19 protein-coding genes and 2 riboswitches are annotated in these 23606 nt (G+C 67.9%); of the genes, 16 read left to right on the forward strand and 3 right to left on the reverse strand.

Translation table 11 applies throughout. The features are described 5' to 3' along the window. Positions 1-292: 292 nt before the first annotated feature. A riboswitch (glycine riboswitch) is annotated at positions 293-402 on the forward strand. Between the two features lie 2 nt (positions 403-404). Next, positions 405-507, forward strand: a riboswitch (glycine riboswitch). 57 nt (positions 508-564) lie between these two features. Genes gcvT through gcvPB form a run of 6 tightly spaced genes read left to right on the forward strand, consistent with a single transcriptional unit; the run spans position 565 to position 5694 of the window. Continuing rightward, positions 565-1722: a glycine cleavage system aminomethyltransferase GcvT gene (gcvT, locus tag PV781_RS17600; RefSeq protein ID WP_274776946.1), complete on the forward strand. Its 1158-nt coding sequence runs from the start codon at positions 565-567 to the stop codon at positions 1720-1722. Between the two features lie 3 nt (positions 1723-1725). After that, positions 1726-2103, forward strand: coding sequence for a glycine cleavage system protein GcvH (gene gcvH / locus PV781_RS17605; RefSeq protein WP_274776947.1), 378 nt, complete (start codon positions 1726-1728; stop codon positions 2101-2103). Positions 2104-2143: 40 nt separating this feature from the next. After that, on the forward strand, positions 2144-2617 hold the full coding sequence (locus PV781_RS17610; protein ID WP_274776948.1) for an OsmC family protein: 474 nt from the start codon (positions 2144-2146) through the stop codon (positions 2615-2617). A 22-nt stretch (positions 2618-2639) separates the two neighbouring features. Further along, on the forward strand, positions 2640-3983 hold the full coding sequence (gene gcvPA / locus PV781_RS17615) for an aminomethyl-transferring glycine dehydrogenase subunit GcvPA (RefSeq protein ID WP_274776949.1): 1344 nt from the start codon (positions 2640-2642) through the stop codon (positions 3981-3983). Further along, on the forward strand, positions 3980-4117 hold the full coding sequence (locus PV781_RS17620; RefSeq protein ID WP_274776950.1) for a hypothetical protein: 138 nt from the start codon (positions 3980-3982) through the stop codon (positions 4115-4117). Before gcvPA ends, PV781_RS17620 begins: the two co-directional genes overlap by 4 nt. Further along, complete coding sequence (gcvPB, locus tag PV781_RS17625) at positions 4114-5694, forward strand: aminomethyl-transferring glycine dehydrogenase subunit GcvPB (RefSeq protein ID WP_274776951.1); 1581 nt, start codon at positions 4114-4116, stop codon at positions 5692-5694. The genes PV781_RS17620 and gcvPB overlap by 4 nt, the downstream gene beginning before the upstream one ends. A 325-nt stretch (positions 5695-6019) precedes the next feature. Here the strand turns inward: gcvPB and PV781_RS17630 are convergent, their stop codons facing one another. Genes PV781_RS17630 through PV781_RS17640 form a run of 3 tightly spaced genes read right to left on the reverse strand, consistent with a single transcriptional unit; the run spans position 6020 to position 9797 of the window. Beyond that, a complete protein-coding gene (locus tag PV781_RS17630; RefSeq protein WP_274776952.1) occupies positions 6020-6259 on the reverse strand; it encodes a hypothetical protein in 240 nt (79 codons plus the stop codon). A 47-nt stretch (positions 6260-6306) separates the two neighbouring features. After that, on the reverse strand, positions 6307-7482 hold the full coding sequence (locus PV781_RS17635) for a CaiB/BaiF CoA transferase family protein (protein ID WP_274776953.1): 1176 nt from the start codon (positions 7480-7482) through the stop codon (positions 6307-6309). After that, the gene (locus PV781_RS17640) at positions 7479-9797 is read right to left on the reverse strand and encodes a molybdopterin-dependent oxidoreductase (RefSeq protein WP_274776954.1); all 2319 of its coding nucleotides are present in this window, start codon (positions 9795-9797) and stop codon (positions 7479-7481) included. The genes PV781_RS17635 and PV781_RS17640 overlap by 4 nt, the downstream gene beginning before the upstream one ends. A gap of 132 nt (positions 9798-9929) precedes the next feature. Here PV781_RS17640 and PV781_RS17645 point away from each other — a divergent pair, with 132 nt between their 5' ends. The 10 genes from PV781_RS17645 (at position 9930) to PV781_RS17690 (ending at position 23489) form a co-directional block, all read left to right on the forward strand. Continuing rightward, positions 9930-10895, forward strand: a complete 966-nt coding sequence (locus tag PV781_RS17645; RefSeq protein WP_274776955.1) for a LysR substrate-binding domain-containing protein — start codon at positions 9930-9932, stop codon at positions 10893-10895. Positions 10896-11080: 185 nt separating this feature from the next. Beyond that, positions 11081-12775, forward strand: a complete 1695-nt coding sequence (gene ggt / locus PV781_RS17650; RefSeq protein ID WP_274776956.1) for a gamma-glutamyltransferase — start codon at positions 11081-11083, stop codon at positions 12773-12775. A 37-nt stretch (positions 12776-12812) separates the two neighbouring features. Further along, positions 12813-14390 (forward strand): ABC transporter substrate-binding protein, encoded by a 1578-nt coding sequence (locus PV781_RS17655; protein ID WP_274776957.1) that lies wholly within the window; start codon positions 12813-12815, stop codon positions 14388-14390. After that, positions 14390-15331 (forward strand): ABC transporter permease, encoded by a 942-nt coding sequence (locus PV781_RS17660; protein WP_425532423.1) that lies wholly within the window; start codon positions 14390-14392, stop codon positions 15329-15331. The genes PV781_RS17655 and PV781_RS17660 overlap by 1 nt, the downstream gene beginning before the upstream one ends. A gap of 30 nt (positions 15332-15361) precedes the next feature. After that, positions 15362-16222: an ABC transporter permease gene (locus tag PV781_RS17665; protein ID WP_274776959.1), complete on the forward strand. Its 861-nt coding sequence runs from the start codon at positions 15362-15364 to the stop codon at positions 16220-16222. Continuing rightward, positions 16219-17892 carry an ABC transporter ATP-binding protein gene (locus tag PV781_RS17670; protein WP_274776960.1) on the forward strand — a complete coding sequence of 558 codons (1674 nt, stop codon included), beginning with the start codon at positions 16219-16221 and terminating at the stop codon, positions 17890-17892. Before PV781_RS17665 ends, PV781_RS17670 begins: the two co-directional genes overlap by 4 nt. A gap of 267 nt (positions 17893-18159) precedes the next feature. Then, a complete protein-coding gene (locus PV781_RS17675; RefSeq protein ID WP_274776961.1) occupies positions 18160-18681 on the forward strand; it encodes an RNA polymerase sigma factor in 522 nt (173 codons plus the stop codon). Positions 18682-18701: 20 nt separating this feature from the next. Next, positions 18702-19652 carry a FecR family protein gene (locus PV781_RS17680; RefSeq protein WP_274776962.1) on the forward strand — a complete coding sequence of 317 codons (951 nt, stop codon included), beginning with the start codon at positions 18702-18704 and terminating at the stop codon, positions 19650-19652. 118 nt (positions 19653-19770) lie between these two features. After that, positions 19771-22251, forward strand: coding sequence for a TonB-dependent siderophore receptor (locus tag PV781_RS17685; RefSeq protein ID WP_274776963.1), 2481 nt, complete (start codon positions 19771-19773; stop codon positions 22249-22251). Next, positions 22251-23489 (forward strand): PepSY-associated TM helix domain-containing protein, encoded by a 1239-nt coding sequence (locus tag PV781_RS17690; RefSeq protein WP_274776964.1) that lies wholly within the window; start codon positions 22251-22253, stop codon positions 23487-23489. The genes PV781_RS17685 and PV781_RS17690 overlap by 1 nt, the downstream gene beginning before the upstream one ends. Positions 23490-23606 lie beyond the last annotated feature (117 nt).

The raw sequence follows: 23606 nt of genomic DNA on the forward strand, positions 1-23606 counted from the left end.
GCGGCGGCGCCGGCGCCGGCCGCCTCCAGCTCCACCAGCGGCGGCTTCGCCCCGCCGCCGAGCACCAGCTCGTCCTCAAGCACGGGCGGCTTCTCGAACAGTTCGGGCGGCGCCACCTTCGGTCCGCCCCCCGGCACCTTCGCTCCCGCACCGGGACAGTGAGCCGGCCTTTCCAGAACGCAAGCAAGGCGCCGCCCCCTCGGGCGGCGCCTTCGTTTTGTGCGCCGCGTTGACGCGGCGCGGCGTTGCTCTATGCTGCGCACCGTCGGCGGAGGATTCTGTCGGCAATCGGACGATCCCTGCGGGAGAGACCGGCCGTTTCCGCACAGATGCGGATCCAGCGCCGGCGCCGAAGGCGCAACCGCCCCGGAACCGCTCAGGCAAAAGGGCCGCAGGGGGACGAGCCTCTGGAAAGCAGACGGGGGTCACACCTGCGTCTCACCGAAGGAGTAATCCGTGCCCGTTCCACCGGGCGCGGTGAAATCTCTCAGGTTCCGGTGACAGAGGGGGCGCCGCGCGGGCCGAAAGGCCCGTTTGTTTTGGCGCGACCCCCAGGATCCCGGAATGGCCCAGGCTGCCGACGACGCCCCCCTTCTCTATACCCCCCTTCACGCGGCCCATGCCGCCCTCGGCGCCCGCCTCGTGCCGTTCGCCGGCTATGAGATGCCGGTGCAATATCCGCAGGGCATCCTGGCCGAGCATGCCTGGACGCGCGCGGAAGCCGGCCTGTTCGATGTCTCCCATATGGGCCAGGCCCTCCTGGTGGGGCCGGACCACGAGACCACCGCCCGGGCGCTGGAAGCCCTGTGCCCGGCGGATTTCGTCCATCTGAAGCACGGCCAGCAGCGCTATTCCCAGCTTCTGGGAGAGGATGGCGGCATCCTCGACGACCTGATGGTCACCCGCCCCCTGGATCCCGAGATGGACGGCAAGCTCATCCTGGTGGTGAACGCCGCCACCAAGGGTGCCGATTATGCCCATATCGCCGCGCATCTGCCGGAAGGCGTCGTCCTCCACCCCCAGGAGGACCGCGCGCTCCTGGCGCTCCAGGGACCGAAAGCGGCGCAGGTGCTCGCCCGCCTCAGCCCGGAGGCGGCGGCCCTGACCTTCATGAGCGCCAGCCCCACCACGGTGGCCGGCGCCTATGCCCACATCTCCCGCTCCGGCTATACGGGCGAAGACGGCTATGAAATCTCCATCCCCGCCGCCGAGGCGGTGAAGGTGTGGGACGCGCTGCTCGCCGAGCCGGAGGTCAAGCCCATCGGCCTCGGCGCCCGCGATTCCCTGCGCCTGGAAGCCGGGCTCTGCCTTTACGGCCACGACATCGACCCCACCACCTCCCCGGTGGAAGGCGCGCTCGTCTGGTCCATGCAGAAGCGGCGGCGGGAGGAGGGCGGCTTTCCCGGCGCAGAGCGCATTCAGCGCGAGTTGAAGGAGGGACCTGCGCGGGTGCGCGTGGGCCTCAAGCTCGAAGGCCGCGCCCCCGCCCGCGAGGGCGCCGAGATCGCCAAGGACGGCGCAGTGGTCGGCAAGATCACCTCGGGCGGCTTTGCCCCCACGCTCAATGCACCCATCGCCATGGGCTATGTGCCGCCCGCGCTCGCCGCGCCCGGCACCGCCCTTGAAATCCTGGTGCGCGGCAAAGCTTTGCCCGCCACCGTCGTCACACTGCCGTTCGTGCCGAACCGCTATGCCCGCGCAACCGTTTCCCGGGGGAACTGACCGATGACCGAGACCCGCTACACCAAGGATCACGAATATGTCCGCCTGGAGGGCGATGTGGCCGTGATCGGCATCACCGATTATGCCCAGAGCCAGCTGGGCGACGTGGTCTATGTGGAACTGCCCGAGATCGGCAAGGCCGTGGAACAGGGCAAGGAAGCCGCCGTGGTCGAGAGCGTGAAGGCGGCCAGCGAAGTCTATGCGCCGCTCTCCGGCGAGGTGGTGGAGGTCAATGGCGACCTGGAAGCCGCCCCGGCCACCGTCAATGAGGACGCGGAAGGCAAGGGCTGGTTCGTGAAGCTGAAGCTCGCCGACCCCGCTGAGTTCGACGGCCTCATGACCGAGGCGGACTACAAGGCCTTCCTCGAAACCATCGCCTGACCGCCGGTCTCGCGGTCCCGCCAAACCCAAGGGGTTCCCCATGGCCCATGCCTATCACGCCACCATCTCCTGGAGCCGGGGCGAGGCTGTCTTCTCCGACGGCCGCTACAGCCGGGGCCATGTGTGGGCCTTTGACGGACTGTCCTTCCCCGGTTCCTCCTCGCCTTTGGTGGTGCGCCCCCCGCTCTCGCGGGAGGACGCCATCGATCCGGAAGAGGCGCTGGTGGGGGCGCTGGCCAGCTGCCACATGCTGTTCTTCCTGGATTTCGCCCGCAAGGGCGGCTTCGTGGTGGACAGCTATTCCGACGCCGCCGTGGGCGAGATGGGCCCGAACGCCTCCGGCAAGCTCTATGTGGCGCGCATCACGCTGAACCCCGATGCCCGCTTCTCCGGCGAGAAGCTCCCCTCGGCCGAGGACATCGCCGCCCTTCATCACCGCGCCCATGAGGAATGCTATGTGGGGCATTCCCTGCGCGCGGACATCGTCATTTCCCCCGTGTTGCCGCCCGCCTGAGGCGGGTGCCAGGAAGCCATCCATGAGATACTTGCCCCTGACGCCAGAGGATCGCGCCGACATGCTGGCGCGCATCGGCGTCTCCGCCGTGGACGAATTGTTCGCCGACATCCCCGCCGACAAGCGCCAGACCGCGCTGCCTGACCTGCCGCTGCGCCGGGGCGAGATGGAGGTGGAGCGCGCGCTCTCGCGCCTCGCCGCCCGCAACGTGCCGGCGGGCTCCGTGCCCTTCTTCGTGGGCGCGGGCGCCTATCGCCATCATGTGCCGGCGACGGTGGATCACCTGATCCAGCGCTCGGAGTTTTTGACCTCCTACACGCCCTACCAGCCCGAGATCGCGCAGGGCACGCTGCAATATCTGTTCGAGTTCCAGACCCAGGTGGCGGAACTGACCGGCATGGAGGTGGCCAACGCCTCCATGTATGACGGCTCCACCGCCGCCGCCGAGGCGGTGCTCATGGCCCATCGCCTCACCAAGCGTGGCAAGGCGGTTCTGGCGGGCAACCTCCATCCCCACTATCGCGAGACCATCGCCACGGTGAGCCGCTATGCGGACCTGCCGGTGGAGAGCCTGGCCCCCGTTCCGGCCGGTGGCGAGGACATCCTCTCGGCCATTGACCAGACCGTCTCCTGCGTGGTCGTGCAGAGCCCCGACGTGTTCGGCAATCTGGTGGATTTGAAACCCATCGCCGAGAAGGCCCATGCGGCCGGCGCGCTCCTGGTGGCGGTGTTCACCGAGGCGGTGTCGCTGGGCCTGGTGGAGCCTCCGGGCGCCCAGGGCGCGGACATCGTGGTGGGCGAGGGCCAGTCCATCGGCAATGCCTTGAATTTCGGCGGGCCCTATGTGGGTCTGTTCGCCACCCGCGCCAAGTTCGTGCGCCAGATGCCCGGTCGCCTCGCCGGCGAGACCGTGGATGCGGAAGGCCGGCGCGGCGTCGTGCTGACGCTTTCCACCCGCGAGCAGCACATCCGCCGCGAGAAGGCCACCTCCAACATCTGCACCAATTCCGGCCTGTGCGCGCTGGCCTTTACCATCCATCTCTCGCTCTTGGGCGAGGCGGGCCTGACGCGGCTCGCCCGCATCAACCATGCCGCCGCCTGCGATCTGGCCGACAAGCTCGCCGCGCTCGACAAGGTGGCTGTGGTGAACGCCTCCTTCTTCAATGAATTCACCATCCGCGTCGCCGGCAATGCGGCCGAGGTGGTGGAAAAGCTGGCAGCAAAGGGCATCCTCGGCGGCGTGCCCTATTCCCGCCTCGCGCCCAAAGCGGGGCTCGATGATCTGATCCTGGTGGCCGCCACCGAGGTGACCACGGACGAGGACCGCGCCGCCTATGCGGCCGCGCTGAACGAGGTGCTGGCATGAGCGCCGCCATCTCCATTTGCCCGACGCGCTCCCTCTCCCGCGTGTCCCCCTCCCTCACCCTCCCCCGCTTCGCGGGAGAGGGGATTGCGGCGCCCATGGCGGCTGCCGCCCGACTGTTCGAGGTGCGCTCATGAATCGCGAAGGACGCGGCGCCACCACGCCCGCACAGATCACCCAAGCCGCGAGCCCCGCCGCTGGCCCCACGACCTTCACCGGCAACCGGGCGCTGGATCTGGAAGAGGGCCTCCTGTTCGAGGTCGGCCGCGCCGAGGTGACCGGCGTCGATCTCGACGAGCCCGCCGCCTTCACGCCCCGCCTCGGCGGGCTGGAGCGCACCGCCCCCCTCGGCCTGCCCGGCCTCTCCGAGCCGGAGGCCATGCGCCATTATGTGCGCCTGTCGCGCATGAATTACGGCATCGACAGCGGCCTGTTCCCGCTGGGATCGTGCACCATGAAGCACAATCCGCGCCTGAACGAGCGCATGGCGCGCCTGCCCGGCTTTGCCGATGTGCACCCCCTCCAGCCCCAGTCCACGGTGCAGGGGGCGCTGGGCGTCATCTCGGAACTCAGCCGCTGGCTGCTGGCGCTCACCGGCATGAGCGGCCTCGCCTTCACCCCGAAGGCGGGTGCGCATGGCGAATTGTGCGGCATGATGGCCATCAAGGCCGCCCATGCGGCCAATGGCCAGGACCGCCATATCGTGCTGGTGCCCGAGAGCGCCCACGGCACCAATCCGGCCACCGCCGCCCTCATCGGCTATGAGGTGAAGTCCATCCCCGCCCGTCCGGACGGCACGGTGGACCCGGAGAGCGTGAAGGCGGCCCTCACCCCGCAAGTGGCGGCGCTCATGCTCACCAATCCCAACACCTGCGGCCTGTTCGAGGCCGACGTGGTGGAGATTGCCGCCGCCGTGCACGAAGCGGGTGCCTATTTCTATGCGGATGGGGCGAACTTCAACGCCATCCTCGGCAAGGTGCGCATCGGCGATCTCGGCGTCGACGCCATGCACATCAACCTGCACAAGACCTTCTCGACGCCCCATGGCGGTGGCGGGCCGGGGGCGGGGCCTGTGGTGCTGTCGCCCGCCCTCGCCCCCTTCGCGCCGGTGCCGGCGCTGGTGGCGGACGGGAATGGTCTGCGCCTCGTGGAGGCGGAAGGCGATGCGGGCGCCGAGCAGGCGCTCGGCCGCATGAGCGCGTTCCACGGCCAGATGGGCATGTTTGTGCGCGCGCTGGCCTGGATGTTCTCCCACGGGGCCGACGGCATGCGGCAGGCGTCCGAGGATGCGGTGCTCTCCGCCAATTACATCCGCGCCAGCCTGAAGGATGTGATGAGCGTGCCCTTCGGCGAGCGGCCGGCCATGCATGAGGCCCTGTTCGACGATGCCTGGCTTGCCGGCACGGGGCTGTCCACGCTGGACGTGGCCAAGGCCCTCATCGACGAGGGCTACCACCCCATGACGGTCTATTTCCCGCTGGTGGTGCACGGGGCCATGCTGATCGAGCCCACCGAGAGCGAGTCCAAGGCCACCTTGGACCTGTTCATCGGGGCCCTGCGCGATCTCGCCTTCGCCGCCAAGGCGGGGGACAAGGAGCGCTTCCTCGGCGCCCCCCATTACGCCCCGCGCCGCCGCCTGGACGAAACCCGCGCCGCCCGTTCCCCGGTGCTGCGCTGGGTGAAGCCGGCGGCCCTGCCGGAAGCCGCGGAATAGGCGGCTGCCTGAAAGGCCAGGGAACGGCCCCGCCGTGTGCGGGGCCGTTTCGCCAGAGGTTCGAGCGGGTTTGATTGGGCTCCTCTCATTACGGCGGGTTCAGCACCCTGAACGGGGGCGGCGAAGCCGATGACCATGCGCGCGTTCAATTGGCCCCGAAGGGCTGGCCAGTCTTGTCTCCGCAGAGGTCGGGCAGCCCCGCGAGACCTTGGGGAGCAGCAGGTCCCGCCACGCCGGTGACGTCCCGCGGTTTCCCTTGACCGTCAAGGCAACAGCCGAGCGCCGTAGCCGTTCGCCCTCTAACTCATTGAGAGAGAATGCGTGATCAGATCAGCCTGCACCGCGGGCTGATAAGCGCATGCTCTAGCCGCGGCACCGCCGGGCCGCCGCCTTCTATCCAGCCCATGCGAAGGCAGCCCTTTTCGTCCAGGCTCGACCGAAGCGACACCCGGCCGCCGAGCTGGGACAGGGGGCCGGACTTGACTGCGTTGGTGGCCGGTTCGTGCAGGATCAGGCTGAACGCCTGCAGCGTGTATGGGTGGAGCTCGATGGCGGCGCCCGGCATGTCCAGAAGGGCCCGCTTGGCCGTCGAAAGCCGGGCGCCATTCCATCTCAGGGTTTTGCCTGCTCCATTTCCGCTGCGACCTCGGCATTGTGCTCGCCCAAAGCGGGCGCTGGCCGTGAGGCCTGGGGTTGAGAGATGCTCCAGCGCGATGCGGGCGTCATCTCCGTGACCCGTCCCTCGGACGGGTGCATGGAGGGCGTGAAGAAGCCCACATCCTGAAGGTGGCCATCCTCCACGAGGGTCTCGATGGTGTGCATGACCGCATTGGGGATGTCGGCCTTGCCGAGCACCTCCTGCCAAGCCGCCGTTTCGCGTGTGGCCAGGATGGCGGCCACCTCCCGCGTGATCTCTTCGATGTGGAAGAGGCGCGTGGCATGGGTGGCAAAGCGGGGATCGCCCACCAGGTCGTCGCGCCCCGCAATCTTCAGGAAGCGCTGCCAGTGCTGGTCGGTATAGATGACCACGCAAAGGTGGCCGTCGGCGGTGCGGTAAGGGCGCCGCTCGGGCGTGAGCAGGCGGCGATATCCGCCCGCATCAAGGGGCGGGTCATAGCTCAGGCCGGCCATATGGTCGGCGAGGACCATGCTGGCCATGGTTTCGAACATGGGCACGTCAATGCTCTGGCCGAGCCCGGTGCGGGAGCGGAAATGCACGGCGCCCAGGATCGCGATCGCCGCGTGGAGCCCGACAATGCGGTCGGCGATGTTCACGGGCACATAGCGCGGGGTCCCGTCGCCCGCCTGCGCCAGCAAGGCGGGGATCGCCGCCAGCCCCTGGATGAGGTCGTCATAGGCCGGCTGGTCCGCATAGCGGCCGTCCCGGCCGAAGCCGAACGCACCGACATAGATGATGGCAGGATTTCGCTCCGCCACGGCCTCATAGGTGAGGCCGAGGCGTTCCATTGCGCTCGGGCGCAGATTGTAGAAAAACACGTCCACCGTTTCGACGAGCTTGAGCGCAGCGGCGCGCCCCTCCTTCGATTTCAGGTCGAGGACGATGCCGCGCTTGCCCCGATTGGCGTGGAGGAACATGCCCCCCGCCGCGCCGCTCCGGCTTGGCCCCACTTGCCGCAGGATGTCGCCCTCGGGGCTTTCCACCTTGATCACGTCGGCGCCCATGTCGGCCAGAATGGACGAGGCATAAGGCCCCATCACCACGCTGGTCAGGTCGAGGATGCGCAGCCCGTCCAGGGGACGAGGGGCGGGCGCCTTGGCGGTGCTCATCGCCCGGCCTCCGCAAGCAGAGGAGGTTCGTGCGCTTGCACGGGCCGCGCCGGGGCCTCGTGGCGCGCGATCTCCACCAGGGTGATCTGGCCGCAACAGGCCTGCGCCAGCTGCGAGGTTCCCACGTCACGGGTCAGCACATTGGGGTTGCCGTGAACGCACAGCGCCCCGTCCGCCGCCCCATCCTGCGGGTCGTACCAGGCGCCTGTGGGCAGATGGAGCACGCCGGGCATGAGGTCGGCGCTCAGCTGCGCGCTGGCGAGACAGGCGCCGCGCGTGTTGAAAAGCCGCACAAGGTCGCCATCCGCGATCCCGCGCTCGGCGGCATCGTGAGGGTGGATGCGCACCACCTCGCGCCCCTCCCGCTTGGCCGATTGGCTGTAGGCGGCGAAGTCCAGCTGGCTGTGCAGCCGCGTCGCCGGCTGGTTGGCCACAAGGGTCAGCGGCGCGGCGGCCGTGGGCGGCTCGGTGGAGGGCAGCCAGGTGGGGTGGCCGGGACAGTCCGCATAGCCAAAGCCGGCAATGACCTGCGAGTAGATTTCGATGCGTCCGCTGGGCGTCGGCAGGGGGCTCGCATCCGGGTCGGCGCGAAAGGCGCGCAAGGGGCCGCCATCGTCGGGCGCCGAGGGCAGGGGGATCTCGCCCGCCTCCCAGAAAGCCTCGAAATCGGGGGCGGGATGCCCCTTGTCGGCGAGGGCCTGACGGGTCTGCTCAAAGAGATGAGCCAGCCACTGGCGCGCGCTGCGGCCTTCGGTGAAAGCCTCCTCCGCCCCGAGGCGGGCGGCCAAAGCGCTGAAGATGGCATAGTCATCGCGCGCTTCGCCCACCGGCGGCGCCAGCTGGCGCATGGCGATGAGGCGCGGATCGGTCGCCGCCGCTGCGATGTCCTCCCGCTCCAGCGTCATGGTGGCCGGCAGCACGATGTCCGCAAAGCGCGCCATGGGCGTCCAGGCGCTTTCCTGGACGAGGATGGTGTCGGCCGCACAGAAGGCGCGGCGCAGGCGGTTCAGGTCCTGGTGATGATGGAAGGGATTGCCGCCGGCCCAATGGATCAGGCGCACATGGGGATAGGTGTGGGTGCCGCCATTGAAGGCGAAGGTCCCGCCCGGATCGAGCAGCATGTCGGCGATGCGCGCCACCGGAATGAAGGCGGAAACGCCGTTCCGGCCCTGAGGCAAGGTGGGGGGCGGCACGGCATTCACGCGGCGTCCCGTATGTCCCATGGCGCCAAGCGCATAGTTGAAGCCGCCGCCCGGCAGGCCGATCTGCCCGACCATGGCGGCCAATGCGACCGCCATCCACACCGGCTGTTCGCCAAACTGGGCGCGCTGGAGGGAGTGGGCGATGGTGATCAGGCTGCGCCCCTCCACCAGCCGGCGGGCCAGCATGCGGATGGCGTCCGCACCGATGCCGGTGATCTCCGCCGCCCAGTCCGCGCTGCGCGCCGGTCCCTCCCTGCCGCCCAGGAGATACGCTGCAAAGCGATCAAAGCCGACGCAATAGCGCTCCAGGAAGGCGCTGTCACACAGTCCCTCGTCTAGCAGCGTATGGGCAAGGCCCAGCATCATGGCCACGTCGGTGCCGGGGCGGATCGGCAGCCAGCGGGCCTCGGCCGCCTCGGGCATGTCGTCCCGCAGCGGGCTGACCGACCAGAATTCCGTTCCCCGCGCCGCCGCCCGCGCCATGGCGTCCGCTTCCACGTGGCGGGTGATGCCTCCGGCCGCGATCATGGCATTCTTGAGCGGCATGCCGCCGAAGGCGAGCACCATGTCGGTGTGGGCGCAGATCTGCTCCCAGGTGACATTGTGCCGGGACAGCGGCTCGAACGGCCCCATCACATGGGGCAGGATGACGGCCGAGGCGCCCGCGCTATAGCTGTTGACCGAGCGCACATAGCCGCCGCATGTCAGATTGTGGAAGCGGTGGATCTGGCTCTGGGCGTGGTGGAAGCGGCCGGCGCTGGACCAGCCGTAGGACCCGCCATAAATGGCCTGCGGGCCGAACGTGTCGCGCACGCGGGCGAGCTCCGCCGCCGCCAGGTCCAGGGCCTCGTCCCACGAGACCGGCACCAGGTCGTCCTGGAAATCCCGGTGGCGTGGTCCAGGCCCGTGGTCGAGCCAGCCCCGGCGCACCATGGGGCGCAGGATGCGCGCCCGGTGGCGCAGCGCGTCGGTGAAGTTGCCGAGGAGGGGGGAGGGGGCGGGGTCGTCGGGATGCGGCGTCACCGTCAGCCGGGCTCCATCCCATTGCGCGAAGAAGCTGCCCCAATGAGAGGCATGGGAGGCGCCGGAGAGGCGGGAGAGATCACGGTGCATCGATGACTCGGCAAGGTCGCGGCCAGCGTGCCGCGGCGGTCGAGAAGGCTGTGGCGGGATATTGTCTCCTGGGGTCGGATCAGTCCAATATGCAGATATCGGGGTTTTAAGAAGCCGGGATTATCAAGCCAGATGTCAGCGGGCAGCCGTGACGGCGCGGAACAGGTCGAGCTGCGCCATCTGCGCTACTTCCTCGCAACTGCAGAGGAGCTCAATTATGGACGCGCGGCCGAGCGGCTGCGCATCGCCCAGCCCGGCCTCAGCCAGCAGATCAAGAAGCTGGAGGAGATTGTCGGCACGGCCTTGTTCGATCGCACCCGCAGGTCCGTGCGCCTGACGCTGGCAGGCGAGCTGTTTCTCCAGGAAGCCCGCAAGACGCTGGCGTTGGCGGAGAGCGCGCTCCTGGTGGCGCGGCGGGCCGGGCGCGGCGAGATCGGGCGGATCGCCATCGGCTATGTGGGGTCTGCGGCCTATACGGGCGTCTTGACGACCATGGTCGGACAGTTCCGCGCCGCCTATCCGGAGGTGGAGCTGCAGATCTCCGAAATGGAGATGCAGCAGCAACTGGACCAGCTCGATCAGGGCCGCCTGGACATCGGCTTCATCCGCCCGCCGGTGCCTCTGCCGCTGGGAATCGGCACCATCCCGATCCTGTTCGAGGACATCATCCTGGCGCTGCCGGAGACCCATCCGCAGAGCGTGCGTGAGCAGGTGCCGCTTGGGACCCTCAACGAGGACATCTTCATCACGCCGCACCATCCGCCCGAGGTGAGCTTCCTCAAGCACACCACCTCCGCCTGCCGCATGGCGGGCTTCTTTCCGCGCCTCGGTCCCCAAGGGCGCGATTTCGTCACCATCGCCAGCATGGTGGCGGTGGGGCTCGGCGTGGCGCTGGTGCCGCAATCGGTGCGGTGCATCCAGGTGCCGGGCCTGCGCTATCGCCCCATTGCCGACGCCAAGGTCCTGGCGGAACTCTCCGTGGCCTTTCGTCGGAATGAGCCCTCGCCGGTGGCGCGGGCCTTCGCGGCGCATGCCCGCCGCTCCGCCTTCACCGGCGCCGAGCCGCCGCTGCGGACGCTTGGTTCTAAGAACTCGTAATTATCAAGAATGCGAAAACCGCATATTGGACTGATGGCTGAAACTGCGCCGATAATCCCCCCATCAACAAGCGCGCAGCGTGACCGGTTCTGCGGATCGGATCCCCAAAGCGCGCCACACCAGAGGTTGCCGTCGAACCGCGAAGGCTAGGCCGCGCGACGATGGCGGGATCAGGCGGGCTCAGAATGGATTGGCGCAGCCGCGCAGGCACACCCTTCGTGTGTGAGAAGACAGCCGTCACCGCAAGCCGCGGCATGGCGGTGACCAACCACCCCTTGGCCTCGGCGGCCGCGATGGAGGTGATGGCCGCGGGCGGAAACGCGGTGGACGCTGCGATCGCGGCCTTGTTCACCCTCACCGTGGTCGAGCCGATGATGGTCGGCATTTTCGGCGGAGGCGTCGCGCTCATCCGCCTGGCCGATGGCCGGGAAGTGGTGCTCGACGGCCTGTCCACCGCGCCCGCTGCCGCCCGGCCGGACAGCTTCACCCCCATCTCCGACACCTGGCCGGACTATATGGAGACCCGGGGCCGCGCCAACCGGGTGGGGCCGAAGGCGGTGGCGGTTCCGGGGACGCTGAAGGCGTGGTGCGAGGCGGCGGCCGAATTCGGCCGCCTGCCGCTCGCCGATCTCATGGAGCCGGCCATCCGCCATGCGGAGCGAGGCTTCCGGCTCTCCGCCTATCTGGCCACCTGCATCTCTGAGATCGCACCCGATCTCGCCCTCGATCCCGCCATCGCCTCTGTCTTCCTGCCCGAGGGCCGTCCCCTCGGCGCTGGCGACCTGCTGGTTCAGGCGGACTATGCCCGGACCTTGCGGCTGATCGCGCAGGAGGGGCCCGGCGTGCTCTATGGCGGTGCCCTCGGCCGCCACATCGCCGATTACCTGGAAAGCGTCGGGTCCTTCGTGCGGCTGGAGGATCTGGCCACCTACCGCACGGTGGCGCGCGAGCCCGTCCGCGGCACCTATCGCGGATATGAGATTGTCGGTCCGCCGCCCCCCTGCGCGGGCGGGGTGCACACGCTTCAGATTCTCAACATCCTGGAAGCCTATGACATCGGGGCGATGGGCTTCGGCACGAAGGACACCCTGCACCTCGTCCTGGAGGCGCTGAAGATCGCCGCGGCCGACCGGCGCGCGGTGACCGCCGACCCTGCCTTCGTGGACGTTCCGGTGGAGAAGCTGATCTCCAAGGCCTATGGCGATGCCCGTCGCGCCGAGATCGACCTGACGAAGGCCGGCACGTTCGAGGCCCGCATCCGCTCCAACGAATCCGCGAACACGACCCATGTGACGGTGGCGGACGGGGACGGCAACATCGTCACGTCCACCCAGACCATCAACAGCCTGTTCGGTGCCCGCATCATCATTCCCGGCACCGGCATCATCCCGAACAACTACATGTACCTGTTCGATCCGCATCCGGGGAACGCCTTGTCCCTGGAGCCGGGCAAGCGCATCACCAGCGGCATCACCGCCTTGATCGGCAAGAAGGCCGGCCGGCCGGTGTTCGCGCTCGGCCTGCCCGGCGCCCACCGCATTCCGGCCTCCGCCATGCAGGGGGTGCTCAACCTGATCGACCACGGCATGGACGTGCAGTCGGCGGTGGAAGCCCCCCGCGTCTTCACCTGGGGCCAGGAGGCGGAGATCGAGACGCACGTGCCCGCCGTCATCCGCGAGGCCCTCGCAGGCATGGGCCACAAGGTGGCCAACGTCGATCATGTGGCGGGCGGCATGTGCGCCATCACCTTCGCCGAGGACGGGAAGATGACCGGCGCCGCCTGCTGGCGGGCCGATGGCGTGCCCATGGGGCTCGGAGGCGGCAGTGCACGGGCGGGGACGTCCTTCTGGCCCGATCCGCGCCGGGGGCGGGTTTACTGACAACAAAAAGGCCAGCGGCCAGCACAGGGGAAGCACGATGCAGATCAACCGACGCGAAGCCTTGATGTGGTCCGCTGCTACATTGCTAGCGACCACCCGCACCTCTTGGGCGCAGGGGCGCAAGACCCTTCGCATTGCGCCTCATGCCGCCCTGCGCGTGCTGGATCCTGTGACGACCAGCGCCTACATCACGCGCAATCACGGCTATATGGTCTACGACACCCTCTTCTCCGTCGACGCCGCCTATCGGCCGCAGCCGCAGATGGTGAAGGACTGGCAGGTGAGCGCGGACCAGCTCACTTATACCTTTACCCTGCGCGACGGCCTGCTGTTCCACGACAACCAGCCGGTGACGGCGCAGGATTGCGTGGCCTCCATCACCCGCTGGGCCAAGAAGGACGTGGTGGGCCTGCGCCTCGCCGCCGCCATGGCCGAACTCCAGGCGGTGGACGACAAGACCTTCCGCATGACGCTGAAGACCCCGTTCGGGCCCACCCTTGAAGCGCTCGCCCGGCCAAGCTCCATCCCGCTCTTCGTGATGCCGCGCCGGATTGCCGAGCTGCCGCCGGACAAGCCGCTGGAAGAGGTGATCGGCTCAGGCCCCTTCCGCTTCATCGCCTCCGATTTCCGCCCCGGCGTCAGCTGGGCCTATGAGCGCTTTTCCGGCTACGTGCCGCGCGCCGAGCCGCCCGATGGGTTGGCCGGGGGCAAGGTGGTGAAGGTGGAGCGGGTGGAGGCCATCTGGTTTCCCAGCAAGCAGACCGCCATCAATGCGCTGGCCAAGGGCGAGATCGACCTTCTGGAAAATCTCAACGCCGACCAGCGTTCGCTGCTCGAGGGCAATCGCGACGTGGTCATGCGTCGCCGGTTCGGCCCCATGGCCTCCACCATCCGCTTCAACTGGGCCCAGCCGCCCTTCGACAATGTGAAGGCGCGCCAGGCGGTGCAGGCGGTGGTGACCCAGCAGGACTATATGGACGCCTCCATCGGCGACCCCAAGTCCTACCAGCTGTGCCCGGCCTTGTTCGGCTGCGGCACGCCGCTGGAGACCGATGCCGGCTTCCGCGACACGGGCAAGCCCGACATCGCCAAGGCTCGCGCGCTCCTGAAGGAGGCGGGCTACAAGGGCGAGAAGGTGGTCATCATCACCCCCGGCGACATCGCCTCCTTCGCGCCCCTGGCGCCGCTGACCCAGCAATTGCTGCAGCAGATCGGCATGGCCAGCGAGATCCAGACCATGGAATGGAGTGCCTTTCTCGCCCGCCGTGCCAAGCCGGTTCCGGTCTCGGAAGGGGGCTGGAACATCGCGCATGCGGTGTTCGACCGGCTGGACCTGCTCTCGCCGCTCGGCAACCCCAATTTCGATGCGCGGGGCAAGGCGGGCTATACCGGCTTCGTGGATGACCCGGAGACGGTCGAACTCAAGAGCCAGTATGAACGGGCCACCGATCCCGCCCGCCAGAAGGCCATCGCAGCTGAAATCCAGAAGCGGGCCTACGACCTGGTCTTCTACATTCCGCTCGGCACCTACTACGATTACGAAGGGTTCCGCTCCAACGTGAGTGGCTACGTGCCGTCGCCGGTCATGGTCATGTGGGGGGTGGACAAGGCATGATGGCGCGCCTGATCGCCTTGCGCGTCGCCACGGTCCTGCCCGTCCTGCTTGTGGTCGCCACCATCGTCTTCCTGCTCCTGCGCCTCAGTCCCGGCGACCCCGCCCAGGTGCTCGCCGGCGAGAACGCCACCCCGGAGGCCCTGGCCAACATCCGGGCGGACCTTGGGCTGGACCGGTCCCTTCCGGTTCAGTACCTGACGTGGCTCAGCGAGATGGCGCAGGGCAATTTCGGGACGTCGGTGCTCTCACGGGTGCCCGTGCTCGAATTGATCCGCGATCGCCTGGAGCCCACCCTGGTGCTGGCGCTGAGCGCCATCTTCATCACCGTGCTCCTGGCCGTTCCGCTCGGTGCCATCGCGGCGTGGAAGCACAACAGCTGGATCGATCGCGCGGTGATGGCCCTCTCCGTCATCGGCTTCTCGGTGCCGGCCTTCGTCATCGGTTATGTGCTCATCCTGCTGCTCGCGGTGAAAACCGACATCTTCCCGGTGCAGGGCTATGTGAGCCCGTTCCAGGATCCCCTGGCAGCGGCCCGGCATCTGGCCTTGCCGTCCATCACGCTGGCGCTGGTCTTCATGGCGCTGATCGCCCGCGTGACGCGATCCAGTGTCCTTGAAGTGCTCGGGGAAGACTTCGTGCGCACCGCAAAGGCCAAGGGCAATGACGGGGCGCGCGTCCTGTGGCGGCACGCTTTGCCCAATGCGGCGGTGCCCATCATCACGGTCATCGGCCTCGGCCTCGCCCTTCTCATCTCCGGCGTCGTGGTGACGGAAAGCGTGTTCAACATTCCCGGCGTCGGCCGACTGACGATCGACGCCATCCTCGCCCGCGACTATCCGGTGGTGCAGGGGCTGATGCTGTTCTTCGCCTCCATCTTCATCGGCGTGAACCTCCTGATCGACATCGCCTATGTGATCGTCGATCCCCGCATCCGCTATTGAGGCCCCCTTATGTCGGCCACTCCGAGGAGCATGCGCTCCCTCTTTCGACCGCCCCGATGGGCATCCCTCACGGCCAGTCCCGCCCTCCTGGTGGGCGGGACCATCCTGGTGCTGGTGATCCTCTCCGCGCTCCTGGCGCCGCTCATTGCGGGGCCTGATCCCTTCCTGATCCGTCCGCGCCTGCGCTTTCGCCCGCCGGATTCCACCTTCTGGTTCGGCACCGACGCGCTGGGGCGAGACGTGTTCGCCCTGGTGGTCCATGGCGGGCGGCTGTCTCTCCTGGTTGGGCTTCTGTGCGCCTTGGCCGGGGCGGTGCTGGGGACCCTGGTGGGGCTCGTTTCCGGATACGTGCGTGCGCTCGACGCGGTGGTGATGCGCGTCATGGACGGCATGATGGCCATTCCCAGCCTGCTGTTCGCCGTGGCGCTGGTCTCTCTGGTGGGACCGAGCCTGTTCTCCATCGTCGCCGCCATCACCTTCTCCGAGATCCCGCGCGTGACGCGCCTGGTGCGTTCGGTGGTGCTCGGCGTGCGCGAGGAATCCTATGTGCGGGCGGCGGAAGGCCTGGGCATTCCCGGACCGCTGGTGCTGCTGCGGCATATCCTGCCGAGCTGCATTGCCCCGCTCATCGTGCAGACCACCTACATGTTCGCGGCGGCCATGCTGTCCGAGGCGGTGCTGGGCTTCCTGGGCGTCGGCTTTCCGCCGGACATGCCCAGCTGGGGCAATGTTCTGGCCGAGGGCCGGGCGGTTTTCCAGCGCGCCCCCTGGACCATTCTCGCGCCGGGCTTCTTCCTCGCGGCGACCGTCATGGCGGTGAACCTGCTGGGCGACGGCCTGCGCGATCGCCTGGACCCGCGTCTCTCCCGCTCGACCGGAGCTGCCTCATGAGCACGGACGCCCCCATCCTGAGCATCGAGAAGCTCTCCGTCGCCCTCCCGGCGGGGCTCGATCGCAGGTTCGCGGTCCACGACCTCTCGCTCCATGTGCGCAAGCGGCAGATTGTCTGCATCGTGGGGGAATCCGGCTCGGGCAAGTCGGTCACCGCCTCTGCGGTCATGCGCCTCCTGCCAGAGCGGGCGCTCCGCATCACCAGCGGCACCATACGGCTCGAAGGCGAGGACATCGTCAAGGCCACGCCCGAGCGCATGTGCTCCCTGCGCGGCAACCGCATGGCGATGATCTTCCAGGAGCCGCTCACGGCCCTCAATCCGGTCATGCGCGTGGGCGAGCAGATTGCGGAGGTGATCCGCCTTCACCGGCCCGGCACGCCCTCGTCCGAGATCGAAGCGCGGGTGCTCGCCTTGCTGGCCGACGTGCATTTGCCCGAGCCGACGATGCTGCGCCGCGCGTTTCCCCACCAACTGTCCGGGGGGCAGCGCCAGCGGGTGATGATTGCCATGGCGCTGGCCTTGGAGCCGGGGCTGATCATCGCCGACGAGCCCACCACCGCCCTCGACGTGACCACCCAGGCTCAAATTCTGCGCCTGCTGCGGGAGTTGCTCACCAAGCATGAGAGCGGCGTGCTCATGATCACCCACGACTTCGATGTGGTGTCGGCGGTGGCCGACTATGTGATCGTGATGCGGCAAGGCGAGGTGGTGGAAGAGGGCGTTCCGGCGCAGGTCCTGGTCAATCCGCAGCATCCCTATACACGCACCTTGATCGACGCGGTGCCGCGGCTGAAATGCCGCCCCGAGCGGGACACCAGCGCGCAGCCGGTTCTGGCGGTGCGGGATCTCAGCCTGACCTACCGCACCTCCGGCCTGTTCCGTCCGCCACGCATCACGCGCGCGCTGGACCGCGTGTCGTTCGCGCTGGCACCGGGCGAGACCCTGGGCGTGGTGGGGGAATCCGGGTCGGGCAAGACCAGCCTGTCCAAGGCGATCCTGCGCTTCGAGCCTGCCGAGAGCGGTGCCGTTCTGTTCAAGGGCGAGGATGTCCTGGCGCTGGCCGGTGCCGCATTGAGGCATTTCCGGCGCAACATCCAGATGGTGTTCCAGGACCCCTACAAGTCCCTCAATCCGCGTCGGCGGATCGGGCAGTCCCTCATCGAGGGACCGGTCCAGCATGGGGTGGCAAAATCTCAGGCCGTGGCGCGGGCTGGCGAACTCATGGAACTGGTGGGCCTGTCGCGGAGCGCCCTCGACCGTTTCCCGCACGAGTTTTCCGGCGGCCAGAGGCAGCGGATCTGCATCGCCCGCGCGCTTGCCATGGAGCCGTCGGTGATCGTCGCGGACGAGGCCGTCTCGGCTCTCGACGTGTCCGTCCAAGCCCAGGTGCTGGAGCTGTTTCGGGCGCTTCAGGACAGATTGGGCTTCGCCATGATCTTCGTCACCCACGATTTGAGGGTGGCCTCCAACATCTGCGACCGCATTGCCGTGATGCGTCACGGCAGGATCGTGGAGATGGGACCCGCCGGCGAGATCTTCGGCGCTCCCAAAGACCCCTATACACGTGAGTTGATCGGCGCCGTGGCTCTGTCTGGCACGGCCATGTTCACTCAGGCGGAAGGCGGAACAGGGGTTGGCGCGCGCGAGAGCCCGATCCGAGCGCATTGAATCGCATGGCGATCCAATGCGCGGTGTATCCGCCTCTGTTCAATAAGTGAGCGGGCGATTCATCGCCCCAATGGAACCGTCTTGCGGTTCCATTGGGGCGGATCGCGACCGGCATCGGAAGGCAGAGCCAGGCACTCCTGCCTTGGAGTCCCCGGCGTGGCCAAGGTTTTTACATCTATTATTACTCTAAATCATACTGATTGCGGTGGGGTGTCTGTTTCCCTAAGTATCGAGAGATCCGGAATGAGATGAACTCATCAGATTTCAATGACGCTGGCACCTTCCATGTCCTCCGATCTGATGCTGGCCTACATGCACCAGTGGAGGACGCTGCGCGGGCATCTCAGCCGCCGCACCGGATCGCGGGACCTGGCGGAAGAGGCGCTGCAGGAGACCTGGCTGCGCCTCGCCACCATGGCGGAGCAGCCGGCGGCGATACAGGACAAGCACGCCTACCTGCTCCGCCTCGCCGGCAATATCGCCATTGACCTCCTGCGGCGGGAGCAGCGCCACGCCTCCCGGTGCCTCAGCGATGAGAGCGTGCTGCGCGAGATCGCCGACCAGACCCCGTCCCCGGAAGCCTATGCCCTGCACCGCGACGAGCTGCGCGCGCTGGTGCGGGCGCTCATGGCGCTGCCCGCAAAGCCGCGTACGGCGCTGCTGCTCAACCGGTGCGACGGTCTGAGCCATTGGGAGATCGCGTCGCGCCTCGGCGTGTCCCAGAGTATGGTGGCGAAATATCTGGCCCAGGCCCTGCGCCATTGCCGCGACAGCCTGCGGGCGCTCTGAACCCTCGCAGCCGGTGACCGATGCGTGTTTCGCGCCACCCACCCCGAGCAGACATCGCCCTGAGCGATCAGGCCATCGACTGGGTGGTGCGCTTGCATTCCGGTGTGGCCGGAACGCCCGAGCGGGACGGCTTCCTGGCCTGGCGCGCGCTGAGCCCGGCCCACGAAGCGGCCGCACAGGAGGCCGAAGCCCTGTGGCACGGCCTCGGGACCGCCGGTGTGCGTGTGCGCGCGGAGGAAAAGACGGGGCGCGGCCGGATCACCCGCCGCGCCTTCATGGCCGGCGGCGTCATCGCCGCCTTCGGGCTTGCCGCCACGGCGTCCGGTCCGCTGCGTCGGCGGATGCTCGCCGACTATTCCACCGGGGTGGGCGAGGCCCGCGAAGTGGTGCTGCCCGACGGCTCGCGGGCCTGGCTGAACTCCAGCACCGCCTTGGCGCTGGAGTTTTCCGGCCCGCGCCGCGGCATCAGGCTGCTGGACGGACAGGCGCTGTTCACGGTGGTGCCCGACCCCGCCCGCCCCTTCGTCGTCGCGGCCGCCAATGGCTGGACACGGGCCGTGGGCACGGTGTTCGACGTGGACATGCGCGCGGAGAGCGTTGCGGTCACCGTGGTGGAAGGCGTCGTGGCGGTGGGCATCGATGGCGGATCGCCGGACGGCACGACCATGCGGGCCGACCAGACGGTTCGTTACGGCCTTGGCGGCATCACGCCCCCGCAAAGCATCGATGCCACCATGGCGACCGCCTGGCGGCGCGGGAAGCTGATCTTCACCCGGCGCCCGCTGGAAGACGTGGTCAGCGAGCTTCGCCGGCACACCCGCACCCCGATCGTGATCGCCGGCAGCAGCCTGAAGGCGCTGGAGGTGACCGGCGTGTTCGATCTCAACGATCCGCAATCGGTGCTGGAGACCATCGAGCAGACCCTTCCGGTGCGCGTGCTGCGCTTGCCGCTGCTGAACATCATCCTCTGATCCCGCCTCGCGAAGAAAATTCGCGCTCCGCGCTGCAAGGTCCCCGCGCTCGTTTCGTCCTTGCTTCTGAAGCGCATGAGGGCCGCGTGCCGCGCGCCGTTGAAGGGGAGCTTTGCAGATGGGTGGGGGACGCGCGCGGGCGGCGGGACGCATGAACGGGCTGGCATCGGTGGCGATGACCCTTGTCTTGGGCGCCCTCGTGCCGGCGCCGGCCTACGCGCAGGGCACGCCGCCTGCGGCCATATCGTTCAACATCCCGCCCCAGGATCTCGGCACCGCGCTCACCACCTTCGCCGACAAGGCGGGGCTGCGCTTGCTGTTTCCCTCTGACCTCGTGGCCGGACGCAGGAGCCCCGGCCTGAGCGGCGCCTATACGCCGGACGCGGCCATCGCTCGCCTGCTCCAGGGCACCGGTCTCCTCTATCGCTTCACGCGGGCCAATACCGTGACCATCAGCGCCCCCAATCTGGGCGCTGCGGATGCGGATGGCACCATCGCGCTCGGGACCATCGACGTCACCGGCGCCGCCGACGACCAGCAGATCGTGGCGCTCGCCACCAGCGCCGGCACCAAGACGAACACGCCCCTCATCGACATTCCCCAGTCGGTGAGCGTGGTGACACAGGCGGAGATGCAGCAACGCGGCGTGCAGGACTTCAATTCCGCCGTCGCCTACACCCCCGGCGTGCGGGTGGTGGACTATCCCGGCGGTCAGGGCATGCCGGACATCTATATGCGCGGCTTCCGCGCCATCAACCAGGCCGCCTATTATCGCGACGGCCTGCGCGCCGGCTTCAACGCCTATGATTCCGACATCGAGACCTATGGCCTTGAACGGATCGACGTGGTGAAGGGACCGTCCTCGGCGCTCTATGGCGCGGGCGTGCCGGGCGGCTTCGTGGATGCCATCACCAAGCGGCCGACCGCCCTTCCCATGCGCGAGATCGAACTGCTCGGCGGCAGCTTCGACCGCCTGCAGGGCGCGTTCGACATTGGCGGACCGGCGACGGCTGACGGCACCTGGCTCTACCGCTTCACCGGCCTGTTCCGCGACAGCGGCACGCAGATCGATTTTTCGCCGGACAACCGCATCTATTTCGCGCCCGCCGTTACCTGGCAGCCCAATGCGCAGACCAGCCTCACCGTACTGGCCTCCTACCAGAAGACGGAAAAGGGCGGCTCCGAGCAGAGCCTGCCCATGGCCAACACCATCTTCAATCTCGGGCCGAAGATCTCATCCAGCCTCTATCTCGGCGCGCCCGATTTGACCGACTGGAACGTAGAGACCTCCTCCGTCGGCTATGAGTTCAAGCACGAATTCGATAGCGGCTGGCGCTTCCAGCAGAATGCCCGTTATTCCCATTCGGAGGTGGACTACAACTCCGCCTGGGGCTGGGACGCGACGTTGGCTGTGGTGGACGGCCAATACATCAATGTGGGCGTCCAGTTGCGCCCGAAGACGGCGGACAGCGTCCTCATCGACAACCGGCTGACCGGGAATTTCGATACCGGCCCTATCGCCCATGAGCTGCTCTTCGGCATTGACGGGGGGTATTACAACTCCACCGAGACCCGCACCAATTCCACCAATTACAACGCCATCAGCATTTTCGCCCCCGATTACAACTTTGCGTATACGTTCGGCCAGCCCTGGTCGGACACGCAAAGCAAGGTGCTGCAGGTGGGTGCCTATGCGCAGGACCAGATGAAGCTGGGCAACTGGCTGCTCACGCTGAGCGGGCGGCAGGACTGGGTGCGCAACGAGGAATACAATTTCAATTCCCGCACCCTGCTGGCGGACTACGGCTTCACCGATGAGGAGGCCATCGCCAACGACTCCGCCTTCACCTGGCGGGCGGGGCTCGGCTACAAGTTCGACAACGGCCTGATGCCCTATGCCAGCTATTCCACCTCCTTCCTCCCGCAGGCGGGCACGGATTTCGAGGGCAATGCCTTCCAGCCGACCACGGGCGAACAGTATGAAGCCGGTATCAAGTTCGAGCCGGCGGGCTTCCGGGGGCTGTTCACCGCCTCGGTGTTCCAGATCACGCAGCAGAATGTGCTGACCAACGACCCGATCAATTTCGGCTATTCCATCCAGGATGGCGAGGTGCGGGTGCGCGGCCTGGAGCTTGAGGCCAAGGCGCAGCTCACGGCCAACCTGGACGTGGTCGCCTCCTACACCTATCTCGATGCCGAGGTGACCAAGGACAATCCCAACGAATACGGGGCCTCGAAGGTGGGCACCGTGCCGGCGGGCGTGCCCCAGAATGCCGCCTCGCTCTGGGGCTATTACACCTTCCGCGACGGCCCGCTGACCGGCCTCGGCCTGGGCGCCGGCGTGCGCTATGTGGGCAGTTCCTATGCGGTGATGGAGACAGAATCCGGCGCGCAGGTGAAAGTGCCCGGCTACACGCTGGTGGATGCGGCGCTGAAATACGACCTCGGCGAACTGGACCGGCGGCTGAAGGGCGCCTCGCTCTCCATCGCCGCCACCAACCTGTTCGACACCGACTATTACACCCCCGGCTTCTACTGGAACTCGGTCATCTACGGCACGCGCCGCACCGTCTACGGTACGCTGGCCTATCGCTGGTGATGCCCGGCTCCCGGCGCGCGCCTGCGAAGAAGGGCGCCGCGTCCTCACCTGCCGGCCGCACCTTCAAGGTTCGGCCGATCCTGGTGCTGATGCATCGCTGCATCGGTCTCACGACGGCCGTGTTTCTCACGCTCGCGGGGCTGACAGGCAGTGTGATCGCGTTCAACCGCGAACTGGACGGGCTGCTCAATCCCGCTTTCTACGCCGCCACGGCGAAAGGCCCCACGCTGTCGCCCGAGGCGCTGGCGGCGAAGGTCGAGGCGCGCGACCCGCTTCTGTCGGTGTGGTCCGTCAGCCTTGAGCCCATGGCCGGCGGAGCGGTGGAAGTGCGCGCCATGGCGCGGGAGGGGGAGCCGTCGGCGGACTGGTTCAGCCTCGATCCCGTGAGCGGGGAGATCCTTGGCGCGCGCGTCTGGGGGGCCTGCTGCCTCTCGCGCGCGCACCTCATCCCCTTCCTCTACAATTTCCACCACAGCCTGAGCCTGCCGGGTGCCCTCGGCGTGCTGGTCATGGGCATCGTGGCCCTGTTCTGGCTGCTCGACAGCTTCATCGGCGCGGCGCTGACATTGCCCCTCGGCCGTCCCTTCTTCCGCAAGTGGCGCACCGCCTTCACCATCAAGGGCGGCAGCGCCTTTCGACTGAACCTCGACTGGCACCGGGCCGCCGGCCTGTGGCTGTTCGCGGTGCTTATGGTGCTGGCCGTGTCTTCCATCGCCATGAACCTGCGCACGCAGGTGTTCGAGCCCGTGGTCCAGCTTTTCTCACCCCTCACGCCGACGCCCTTCGCCGGCCCCCTGCTGCCAGAGCCGCTGCCGCGGCGCCTGTCCTATGACGCGGTGATCGCGCGGGCCCAGGCGGAAGCGCGCACACGCGGCTGGGACCTGCCGCCGACCTATGTCTTCTATTCGCCGGCCTTCGGCCTGTTCGGCGTCAGGTTCGGCAGCGGCGAGGAGATGATGACGAGCCCCTGGCTCTATCTGGACGGCCGCACCGCCGCGCCCGTCGGGCAGGTCGTTCCCGGCGCGGGAACGGCGGGCGACACCTTCCTTCAGCTTCAGTTTCCCCTTCATAGCGGCCGGATCGCCGGCCTGCCGGGGCGCATCCTCATCGCTGTCATGGGGGTCGTGGTGGCCGGCCTGTCGATCACCGGCGTCGCCATATGGTGGATCAAGCGCGCGGCGCGTCGACAGCGGCGGGGCGGACCGCTCCGGATGCCGTCCGGCGGCGCATCCAGGTGAGCGCGACGCAGGAGAGGACCGGCTTCATCATCCTGCGTTCGGCATGGGGAGAGGGCCGCAGGACAGGTCCGGATCGACGTCCTCGACCATGGGCGCAGCAGCCGGGTGCCGGCTCGA

It is taken from the genome of Aquabacter sediminis, assembly GCF_028863665.1.
GTDB lineage: Bacteria > Pseudomonadota > Alphaproteobacteria > Rhizobiales > Xanthobacteraceae > L1I39.